This window comes from Aliiglaciecola sp. SL4 (genome assembly GCF_041538045.1).
GTDB lineage: Bacteria > Pseudomonadota > Gammaproteobacteria > Enterobacterales > Alteromonadaceae > Aliiglaciecola.
In genome coordinates, this window is record NZ_JBGOSE010000003.1 from 366,966 (window position 1) to 373,104 (window position 6,139).

Consider the following 6,139-nt stretch of genomic DNA (forward strand, 5'->3'; position numbering starts at 1 on the left):
GAGCATTAACAAAGTATGGAATCTATACCTAAAAAGGTTGATTTCTTTTATAAATTAGTTGAAAATCCGCCGAAGTTAACATATATATTAACTTAGAGGCTTTTGGCAGGGACATGTGACAGCAAAGAAATTACAAAAAACACATCAAGGAAGTAAGTTTCGAGCTGTACATTGTAAAGGTGCATTAGATTCCTTCAAGGGATCGCTTTCGAAAGTTGAAACTAGAAAGCAAAAATCATTCGAAAGAGCCTTGTTACAGCAACTCCAAAGGTTATTGGATGGCCATAGAATGTCTAAGGAAAATTTTCCGCAGGAAGGGAAATTACCAAAATCAATAGGTCAAAAGTCAGAAAAGAAGTTTAATGCTTTAAAAAGGAAACCCTTAAGGGGGTATTGTTGGCTTTCCGAGAAATATCCTAATACATACTTTATAAGTCATTATGTTTATAAAGATTACGATAAGCTCAAGGAAAAAGATATAAAGATAGTTGGCAATAATTGGGTGCGAATAGAGGTAAATGGCGATGAATGTTAAGAAAAATGTTAATGAAGAAAGAATGTATGCTAGAGAAGATCTTGTATACAACGTAACTGAAGATTTGCTAGTTATTTTAGAGGATCTTGAGATTTCTAAAAAAGAGCTTGCCAGAAAGTTAGGCAAATCACGTTCTTATGTTACTCAAATCTTAAGTGGTTCTCGTAACATGACTTTAGGATCTTTGTCTGACATTTGCTTTGCTCTTGGTTTTAAACCAGAAATCAAATTACCAGTACAAGAAGAGCCAAAGCATGAAAAACTTGTAGACAGATACTTTTATGAAGATTGGATCACGGCAGATAAAGCATTTAAAATAACAAAAGAAACAATAAAACAATCGACTAATGTTATAGATAAAAGTGATCATTTGCATTGGGCTAAGGCAGCATAAATGACAGATGCATTTGAAATAGCAAGAAAAGCACTGTCCATAAAAAATGTGCTTTTGAGGGATTCCTATGTTGCTCTTGATGAAGAGTTTGATACTAAAGAATTAGAAAGCATTAATGCTAAAATACAAACTTTTCGTGGAGTTCAAAAAGTAAAAGAAGTTTCCCTTCAGAAAGACGATAACGAAATATGGGAATATCATTTTTTTTACGCATGCGGTATACGTCTTATGGAAGAGTCTGATTCAGATATTGATAATGATGATTCAAAAAAAATAGTAGCCCCTTTGGTTGAAATAAAAGCCACGTTTTTAGCTAAATATAACTCTACGATAAAGTTAGAAAAAGATTCGGTTGAAGCTTTTTCAGAAGAGAACGTAGGTTACCATGTCTGGCCATATTGGAGAGAGCTTGTTCAATCATCGTGCTTAAGAATGGATATTACCCCCCTTGAAACCCCAATGTACTATTGCAATTCTGTTGATTAAATATAGTTATTTCGTAGGCGTTCGAAACACTATGTCAGCTTAAAAAATTCAATATCAATTACAGAACACAATATAGTGCCCTCGCTTCCAACTCCCGCATATTATGTGCCAATAATGTAGAAAAAAATGGCTGGGTGACTATTCTAGGAGGTAATTTGAATTAGAGTAGTTGCTACAGTTTCAGTCCACTACTCTTTACAAAACTCATCTACTAATATATCCAGAGCCTTCTTTTTTTCAGTTTTGCTTAAAGTACTAACCAAGTTTTGCAAACGCACATCAATACTCTGACCATACAAAGGTAAACCCATTGACAGGAGAATCGCATTTTGCACTTCTTCGGAAGGAACACGTAATTCTTCGGCAGTAAAAACAGTGTATCCCCCTGTCACATCATTTCGAGCAGTTCTATGATTCAACAGCCTCTTTAAAGCATATGGCCCAACTTTTTGCAATTCTGCAATACTTGTAAACGTTCTTCGAAGATCATGCATATTAAAATCCAACCCCGCCAATTCACAGATTTTATCGATGCACTTTCTCGGCTCTCGAACATACCCATGCTCATTGTCAGCTTGAAATACATAATTATTATCTGTTACTTTTCGCCTTCTTTGTAAAATAACCATCAAGTGGTCACTAATCGGTAATTCCAATGGATCACCGTTTTTTGTTTTACTTATGTAAAAAAAGTTATCCTCTAAATTGACTCGGCTCCACTCTAATTCGAGCAAATTATTCTTCCTTAATCCTGTAAACAATCCGAACTCAACGAAATCACAAACGGCAAGCATAAATTCATCGGTTGTATTATCAGCTCGAAGTTTTGAGAGGGTTTTGTAAAGCTTCAATATTTCTGATTTGGTCAGTCTTGATTGTTTTCTTGGGACATTGTTCCAACGTCGTTGATGTTTGAGTATATCAACCGGATTTTCTTTAATCAGGTAACTACCGTCGGATGCTTTAAATTCATGCATAGCATAATTGTAAACAGCCCGAAGGACTCTCATACAATAATCGGCCTGCGCCTCAGAGCGTTCAGAAACTAAAATATGTTGGGTTTTTATATCTTCTTCGGATATTTGCGAAATTAACTTGTCATGCCAGTCAGGTATATATGTATTGATGCACTGGTCGTAGCCTCGGATGGTAACGTCTTCAAGGTCTTTTGACTTTTTATAACTAAGGTATGCTTCCATCAAAGTTGTATTGCTTATAGCTTCAATGGCCCGTTGATCATTCGGGTTGATACCTTGTGCGATCATCGCCAACACTTCCAATGCCCTCTCTTTAGCCTTATCAACTGTTAAGTCAGGGAACGTTCCTAACGTTATTTTGACAGGAGAACTTTGACCTTTCACTCTCTTGTAAACCCTAAACGTCTTAGTGCCAGAAGGTGAGACTTCTAAAATAAAACCTTTAAGATCTTCATGCCTGTATGTTTTACGCTTTTTCTCTGGCTTCAGCGCCCTGATCTTTGTTTTTGTGAATGAAAATTTATTCTCACTGTTATCAGGCATTGGTACATATCCGGTGCTACAAATGTGCTACACAATATATCAAACACCATCAACTTTTGGAAATAACAAAATATACAAAGCAACCAAAAAATAGCTTCTACCCCCTTATAAATAAGGGTTAATACAATTTAGTCAATTGACATCAATTTTCGCCAACTACAGGAGCGATCAACTCATAATCGGCAGGTCCCCTGTTCAAGTCAGGGTCGGGCCACCATTTTTTCTTTATAAATCATCAAGTTACACCAAGCCCACCGACTTATAGATTTTCGGTCTATCTGCTATAAATTCCGGTTCTACCCCATAAACAGGGGGATCAGCATTCACCTTACTCGATTGATAACACCATCCCATCCACAATGGGTCATCGCTCTTATTCTATAATTTTCAAAATTTCTAAAACCATACGCGGCTCTACCCTATAAAAATCGGTACAACGGGCACTTAAACTATGCCGGCTGTTGTTAACATTTCCCAAGCTTTGTAAACACCGAGTGAAGGGTGATCATTTATGATGAAATTAAGTTTATAAATTATCGCTGGCCAACAATAAAAACGCCTGTTAGTTGTTAAAACGTAGAATTTAATAGCTAGTGTACGATATAATCCAAGTATCAAATAATAAGAAAATATTTCGACATTAAGGGCTTATTAGTTTTACTAAATCAGCCTTTCGTTAATTCTAATTCCCCTACAAAAATTAAATTAATTTTGGTTCTCCGATTGTTTTTTAGCATTTACGGTTAACTTTGTTGTTTGTTTCGTAATTTCGTTTTCTCAGATTTTTTAAGGTTTTATATGTCTGCATCACAAGCTGATCACGGCTCGACGGTTTGGCCGCTATTGATAATGGCGCTTGGCGCTTTTGTATTGGGGTTAACTGAATTTTCATCTATGTCGATGCTGCCGTTGATTACCGATTCGTACAACGTTACGCCAGCTCAAGCAGGTAATGTAATCAGCGGTTATGCCATAGGGGTAGTTATCGGCGCCCCTCTGTTTATGTTGTTAACCAATAAAACCAACCGGCGAACGTCGCTAATTATATTCGTTGCTATGATGTGTGTGGGCAATGGATTAAGTGCAATAGCATCAACATTACCAGAGCTAATAATTTATCGAATATTGTCGGGATTGCCCCATGGGGCTTATTTCGGCACCGCATTATTAATTGCTGCGAGCATGGCCCCTAAAGGTAAACGTGCCAGCTATATGTCGAAAGTGTTTGCTGGTCTCACCATTGCAACGATTGTGGGTGTGCCATTAGCAACCTTAGTTGGACAGTCAATGAGCTGGCGAGTTTGCATGGCAATAGTCGCGGGGTTGGCGGTGGTTACTTTGGCACTCATTTACTGGTTGGTTCCAAGCTGCCCGGTAAAAGAACCTTCTTGCCTACGAGAAGAATTCAGTGTGCTTAAAAATAAGTTAGTGTGGTCTATTTCGGGCATCATATTTGTGGGCTTTGGAGGTGTATTTTGCATTTATACTTATTTAGCCGATACCATTATAAATGTAACACAAACACCTATAGTGACCATTTCTATCGCCATGATGATGTTTGGTGTAGGAACGACGATTGGCAATTTAGTCATCAGTAAATTGGCTGATCATTCACCTCTTAGCACCACGGGTATTGCCTTACTTTGCAGTGTATGTATTTCTGTAATGTTTGTATTTGCTGCTAGTCATATCTGGTGGTTGTACATTACCGTCTTTTTGTTGGGAGCAAGTGTTGGCTTGGCCGCCGTGATTCAGTCGATGTTACTGGACGTCTCGCCAAAGGGCCACGCTATGATAGGTGCACTCGTGCAATGTGCATTTAACACTGCTAATGCTATTGGACCAATGGTTGGCGGCGCGATGTTAGCTTCTGGTGCAAACTTTAACGAGATTGGTTACGCCTCTGCCATGCTATTCTTAGGTGGCTTTATCATGTGGGTACTGAGTTATTTACAGATGCGTGATAGAAGTATGCTACCCGCAGTGAATTAAACTGTTTGAGTTAGAATTATCGTCCATAAAAAAGCCCTCAAACCGTTTTTACAAGTAACAGGTTGAGGTCTTAGCTTTCTATAATTTATGTCTAGCTAACTAAGATTGATTAAAGCCTTTTTATAGGACAGCCACAAACTAGGCAGCCACATTCAAACAGCCTTTTTACAGGACAGCCACAAACTAGGCCACCACATTCAAACAGCCTTTTTACAGGACAGCCACAAACTAGGCCACCACATTCAAACTATCAGCTAGACTTCAGGCATAGCAGTTAGCTAGCCAGCCTTGTGAATTAAGTTTAAAAAGTAAACCTTCTCGCTGGACATAATATGGTCTATTTTGAATAAAACGTTCGGTTTTTGAAGTAACAACCTGGGCCGCGCTCACCAGGATAGTATCCTGACTTAGGTTTGAATTTGAGATCAAAAAGAAACTGATAATCAACTTACTTGAATAACCGAAGACAAAGTTCAAATTGGGAGGGGTGATCGCTTTGAAAGGCTATAGAAACTTTTAAATCAATAAAGCCAACACTCCATCGTCATACTCAGCAATGAGTAGACGATGGCAATGAGTAGTGCTATTTAGCAGCATCGTTTAAAATGTGTTATGTGTGGTAACGGAGGCCATATCTGTCGTATTACTGTATTTTCCGCTGGTTAAAAAGTTATTCATTTCAGTCACATTGCTACCGTATTGTTCGATAAACGTTGTAAGCTCTAAGTCGTTACAAGTCACCTCTGAAGCAACGTATCGTTTACTCAATCCAGACTTTTTAATGGCTTGTGATAGTTTGACTTTACTGCCTTCAGTGGCAACCACACACAGATTACTGGTGATGTAACTGTCGGCTGGTACTATTACGCTTGCTGCGCTTGCGATGCCGATTGAGCTAAGGGTTAATGCTGCAGTTGCGATTACTTTAGTTAGTGTTTTCATCATGTTTTCCTATTTCCGTTGATTAAAGTAAGTCTTCAATGTGACTTGTCATAACTTTTGCAACGAGGATGCCATTAATTTTTATCTTTATAAAACAATGAGATAAAAACATATCAGGATTTAACACTAAATCGAATGAATTTAAATGTTAAACATTTGGTTATTTTAGCCAAATATTAGTTAATTTATAAATGGTCAATAGTACAGGGCGAAATTAACAGAAAATGAAGCTGAAGATCCCTAGTAATTTAGGATGTGAAAGCTTTTTCA

At 37.7% G+C, this 6,139-nt stretch carries 6 protein-coding genes; 4 read left to right on the plus strand and 2 right to left on the minus strand.

The window, feature by feature from the left end:
• The first annotated feature begins 115 nt into the window (after positions 1-115).
• The 3 genes from AB6T38_RS07005 to AB6T38_RS07015 are packed head-to-tail and all read left to right on the plus strand — an operon-like array spanning position 116 to position 1,415.
• Positions 116-535, plus strand: a complete 420-nt coding sequence (locus AB6T38_RS07005; RefSeq protein ID WP_372546616.1) for a hypothetical protein — start codon at positions 116-118, stop codon at positions 533-535.
• Positions 525-929, plus strand: coding sequence for a transcriptional regulator (locus AB6T38_RS07010; RefSeq protein ID WP_372546617.1), 405 nt, complete (start codon positions 525-527; stop codon positions 927-929). The genes AB6T38_RS07005 and AB6T38_RS07010 overlap by 11 nt, the downstream gene beginning before the upstream one ends.
• Positions 930-1,415: a hypothetical protein gene (locus tag AB6T38_RS07015; RefSeq protein WP_372546618.1), complete on the plus strand. Its 486-nt coding sequence runs from the start codon at positions 930-932 to the stop codon at positions 1,413-1,415. It abuts the gene before it with no gap.
• 188 nt (positions 1,416-1,603) lie between these two features.
• Here AB6T38_RS07015 and AB6T38_RS07020 read toward each other — a convergent pair whose 3' ends face one another.
• Complete coding sequence (locus AB6T38_RS07020) at positions 1,604-2,935, minus strand: tyrosine-type recombinase/integrase (RefSeq protein ID WP_372546619.1); 1,332 nt, start codon at positions 2,933-2,935, stop codon at positions 1,604-1,606.
• A 798-nt stretch (positions 2,936-3,733) separates the two neighbouring features.
• On the opposite strand from AB6T38_RS07020, the gene AB6T38_RS07025 reads away from it, so the two are divergent.
• Entirely contained in the window at positions 3,734-4,927 is a 1,194-nt protein-coding gene (locus AB6T38_RS07025) for an MFS transporter (RefSeq protein ID WP_372546620.1), read from the plus strand.
• A 600-nt stretch (positions 4,928-5,527) separates the two neighbouring features.
• Here the strand turns inward: AB6T38_RS07025 and AB6T38_RS07030 are convergent.
• The gene (locus tag AB6T38_RS07030; RefSeq protein WP_372546621.1) at positions 5,528-5,869 is read right to left on the minus strand and encodes a DUF3718 domain-containing protein; all 342 of its coding nucleotides are present in this window, start codon (positions 5,867-5,869) and stop codon (positions 5,528-5,530) included.
• Between the last annotated feature and the right edge of the window lie 270 nt (positions 5,870-6,139).